This is a genomic window from Apibacter sp., assembly GCF_025291155.1.
Taxonomy (GTDB): domain Bacteria; phylum Bacteroidota; class Bacteroidia; order Flavobacteriales; family Weeksellaceae; genus Apibacter.
In genome coordinates this window covers 1-4,913 of sequence record NZ_JAMBJZ010000121.1, presented here as the reverse complement: position 1 = coordinate 4,913, position 4,913 = coordinate 1, and the positions used below count along the sequence as shown (strand labels likewise).

Below are 4,913 nucleotides of genomic sequence, written 5' to 3'. Positions count from 1 at the left end.
CCAATAGCAGCCAAAACATTTTAAAAATGCAACCGGGAGTTTTATCGGCTAATGTAAACTTTGCAAATGAAACAGCATATATTGAATATATTCCTTCTCTAATAACTCCGCAAAGTTTGAAAGAATCTTTGAATGAAGCAGGATATAATCTTATTATCGACCAAAATGAAGATTCTCAAAATTCGGTAGAAGCCATACAAAAAAGTCATTATGAGTCGCTAAAAAAGAAAACTATTGGAGCAATGATTTTTTCTATTCCTTTACTAATTATAGGAATGATTCCTTCACTAATGTATAAATCTTGGTCAAATTATGTTATGTGGTTATTAGCAACTCCAGTTGTTTTTATATTTGGAAAACAATTTTTTAAAGGTGCTTATAATCAAGCTAAACATCATACTGCTAATATGGATACTTTGGTTGCAGTAAGTACAGGAACGGCCTATATTTTTAGTATTTTTAATACTTTATTTCCTTCTTTTTGGTTAAGTCACGGATTAAAGCCTCATGTCTATTTTGAAGCTTCAGCAGTGGTCATAACTTTTGTTTTATTAGGTAAAATATTAGAGGAAAAAGCCAAAGGTAATACGTCTTCGGCTATTAAAAAATTAATGGGGCTACAACCTAAAACCGTGGTTATAATTAATGGCACTAATCAAGAAGAAATTCCCATTAAATCTGTTACTCCCGGAATGATAATTTTGGTTAAGCCCGGAGAAAAAATTGCCGTAGACGGAACGGTTATTTCTGGAAATTCCTTTGTCGATGAAAGTATGATCAGCGGAGAACCAATACCTGTTGAAAAAGAAAAAGGTGCTAATGTATATGCCGGAACCATTAACCAAAAGGGAAGCTTTCAATTTTGCGCCGATAAGGTTGGAAAAGACACCCTTTTATCTCAAATTATAACTACAGTACAAGAAGCTCAAGGAAGTAAAGCTCCCGTTCAGAAATTGGTAGATAAAATAGCCGGTATATTTGTACCTGCTGTCTTTATTATTGCTGTATTTTCTTTTTTACTATGGATACTTTTTGGAGGAAATCAAGGATTTATTTTTGGATTTCAAAGTTTTGTTACAGTATTAGTTATAGCTTGTCCGTGTGCTTTAGGATTAGCTACTCCTACAGCTATAATGGTAGGTATCGGTAAAGGCGCAGAAAAAGGTATTCTAATAAAAGATGCAGAAAGTCTTGAAGTTACTAAAAATATCACTGCCGTGGTATTGGATAAAACGGGTACGATAACAGAGGGAAAACCTCTTGTAGAAGAGATTAAATGGTTTTCATCTGATTATGAAGAGAAGAAACAATTATTATATAGCATTGAAAGATCTTCTGAGCATCCTTTAGCGGGTGCAATTATACATTTTTTTGATAAAGAAAATATTCCTTTTATATCTGATATGGAAATTCATAATTTATCAGGAAAAGGAATTATTGGCATTTATAAAAATCAAAAGTATTTTATTGGAAATTATTCTTTATTAAAAAATAATAATATATATCTATCTGATGAGGTCAAAAGTTGGATAAATACAAAACTAGAGTTATCAACAACGGTTATACTATTTGCCGATGAAAAAAATGTACTTGCGGCAATTTCTATATCAGATAAAATCAAATCAACATCCGAAAAGGCTATTAAAGAAATAAAAAATTTAGGAATAGAAGTTCATATGCTTACCGGAGATAATAATGCGACGGCTAATTATGTTGCAAAAGATACCGGTATTAATTTTTATAAAGCAGAAGTCTCACCCCAAGATAAAATAGAATATATTAAAGAGCTTCAACGTAAATCTAAAATTGTAGCCATGGTTGGGGATGGAATAAATGATAGTGCCGCTCTAGCTCAAGCTGATGTAAGTATAGCTATGGGAAGAGGTTCTGATATTGCCATAGAAGTTGCTAAAATGACAATAATTTCCGGAGATTTACTAAAAGTACCTGAAGCAATCAAATTATCTAAGCAAACAGTAAAAACTATTAAACAAAATTTATTTTGGGCATTCATCTATAATATTATCGGTATTCCAATTGCCGCAGGAATTTTATATCCTATTAACGGGTTTTTATTAAATCCTATGATTGCCGGTGCAGCTATGGCTTTAAGTAGCGTTAGTGTAGTAAGTAACAGCCTTCTTTTGAAATTTAGAAATTAAGTGATCAAAACCTCTTAGAAATATAAACCATTAATTAATAGGTATAAACCTAATATGGGGTTTAGAATTTTTTAGACGATCTAAAGATAAATAGTAAACAAAAAGCCTCCTATAAAAGGAGGCTATAATACAAAACTCAAAAAATAAAATTAATCTACATATATTCTATTATTTAATTAATATAGCGATGCTTATATATACTGCACAAATCATTGCTATAAAATAAATTAATGTGAGTAATGAAATAGAAAGTCTAACATGCTTCATAAAGTTTAGTGTTTTAAGGTTAAACTAATGTATATGATGTAACAATTAAATGAAATATTTAATATTTTAATACTACAAATATATGACATTATTTTATTTATATAAATATAATATTTGTCATATATAAATATTATAAAATAATACTTTATAATTTATAAAAAAACAATCAATATACCACATAGATTCAATATTACTATTGAAACAAATGATCTATATAAATGCTAATAAGAAAAAGAATAATTTTAAACAAAAATTATTTATAAGAAGTTCAAAATCTATATATATTATTTTATATGCTACTTTATTTTATGAATTAATTTATATAGTAATTATTTGACTATTAATCACTAAAAGAACTAATCAAGATTCAATTATAAAATTATTAACTAATTTTTAAAAAAAATTGAAGTTTTTTACTATTGTTAAAATAATATAATAATATTTTTTATATTATAATAAAAATAATTATTTATAAATAATATAAATTATAAAAATAAATATATACATTATTTATAACTATTTGTTTTATAAAAAAATTATTTCAAATAGTAAAATCTTATATTTTTATGGAATTCCGTAATAAATCTTTTTGAAATATTTATAATTTCATGTTCACAAAATATAAAGTACCATTTTTATTTAAATTAATTACTAAAATCTATTTACTAAAATCTATTACGTTAAAAATTAATTTATATTTATTAGTAAGTAAAGTATTAATTTAATACTTAATCTAACTTAGTGAATGAAAGGTCTTGTTGAATACCTGATATGTCTTTAAAATTAGTCCTGAGTGAAAACTCAGGATTTTTATTAAAATTGAATTAAAAAATAAAATTCTTTTATCATGGTCTATAATTTCGAGGTTTACAATTTCTGTAACTAAAGCAGTTTGCAATACTTCTATAATAGATTTTTTTGTATATCCCAAATATTCATAATCTTTTACTAGATATAATATATTTATAATTGATTCTTCATTCATTTCGAATACATTTTTTGTAAAGAAAATGTACCGCCATATAATAATTCATAACTTTGGTTAAAATAAGATAACCGAAAAAGAATAAGTTATTTTTAGCGGATTATTTTATATTTTTGTAGATAAGAAAATAAGAAATATGAATATAGATACAGCACCCAAGAAAGTACATCACGGAAGAAACATAAAAAGACTTTGTGAAATGTTAGGAATTAAACAAGATTCTTTAGCAATTGAACTAAATATAACACAAGCTGCTGTATCAAAACTAGAGAATAAGGAAGAAATTGAAGAAGATACTTTAGAAAAAATAGCTAAGTTTTTAAAATTGCCAGTAGATGCTATCAAGAATTTTAATGATGAAACTACTGTTAGTTTTATATCTAATACTTTTAACAATACTCATGGTTTTATGTACTCAACTTATACCGACTGTACATTTAATCCTATTGAAAAAATTATAGAACTCTATAATGAAAAACAAGAGTTATACGAAAGAATGCTAAAAGAAAAAGATGAATTATTAGAAAAGTTGTTGAAGAAATAAAATTATTTTTATCTAAGATCTTAAATTTTATATTCATATACAAAATACAATAGGTACTAAATTGATATTATTCTTTCTTATTTTCGTACTCTTTTATTGAAATGTTATTTTTTACGTCTTTTTTTAAAGTGGCTATAAAACCATTTTCCTTTTGGTTTCTTTATCTAAATTTTATATTTTTTTTAGGCTTTAGTGCTTATTGAGCATATTTGTTTAGATTTTGTCTTTTTGCTTCTTCATATAGATAAGTATATTGTAATATTGAAGACGGGATTAGAAGAATAAAACAAATCGGCTTGTAAAATTATTTGACTAATTTTAAAATACTCACTTTACTCGCCAAAAGCCAGTCAGTATTAAGTTCATAAATTCTTTCAATTTTATCAGACTGTATTAATTTTCTCATCGATGATACATAAGCGTTTGATACACCAATGGTTCTACCAAATTCACTTTTCGATATTTTTTAATATTGTAGGTATTCTTTAGGCCTATCTTTTACAGTCATATAAAAATTGTTTAAAAAAAATTTTTTCTTAAATGCTGTAGGGTCGTTGAATTTGCATTGAATATACCAATCTTGATTAAGTTTTTCCTTTTTGAAGTTTTCCGGTTTTTGAGCTTACCCAAATTTCAGGGTATGAGTACTCGAATTTTGTTTTCTTTGTCATAGTAATTACATTGCTGTTTACATTATTGTTTGTAATTACATGCTCGATATTTAATAAAAAAGCTATAAACCTTTCCTAAAGGTTTATAGCTTAGTGACCACGGAGGGATTCGAACCCCCAACCCTCAGAGCCGAAATCTGATATTCTATCCAGTTGAACTACGTAGCCCTGCAAATATTTTTGCAATTATACTAATAATTTATTCTAACTTCATCATAATATTTGAAATTTCTTCAGCTTTTTCTTTTTCATACATAGAATCAATGGGATGAAGCACTTGTAAT

2 protein-coding genes and 1 tRNA gene are annotated in these 4,913 nt (G+C 26.4%); 2 read left to right on the top strand and 1 reads right to left on the bottom strand.

Annotation, left to right across the window (positions count from 1 at the left end; genetic code table 11):
• Both M3Z80_RS09215 and M3Z80_RS09210 read left to right on the top strand, forming a co-directional pair.
• The coding region (locus M3Z80_RS09215; protein WP_293919321.1) for a heavy metal translocating P-type ATPase at window positions 1–2,162 on the top strand (2,162 nt) is incomplete at its 5' end.
• A 1,388-nt stretch (window positions 2,163–3,550) separates the two neighbouring features.
• On the top strand, window positions 3,551–3,958 hold the full coding sequence (locus M3Z80_RS09210; protein WP_293919320.1) for a helix-turn-helix domain-containing protein: 408 nt from the start codon (window positions 3,551–3,553) through the stop codon (window positions 3,956–3,958).
• A gap of 765 nt (window positions 3,959–4,723) precedes the next feature.
• On the opposite strand, the gene M3Z80_RS09205 is transcribed toward M3Z80_RS09210, so the two are convergent.
• Window positions 4,724–4,797 (bottom strand) — tRNA-Arg (locus tag M3Z80_RS09205).
• Between the last annotated feature and the right edge of the window lie 116 nt (window positions 4,798–4,913).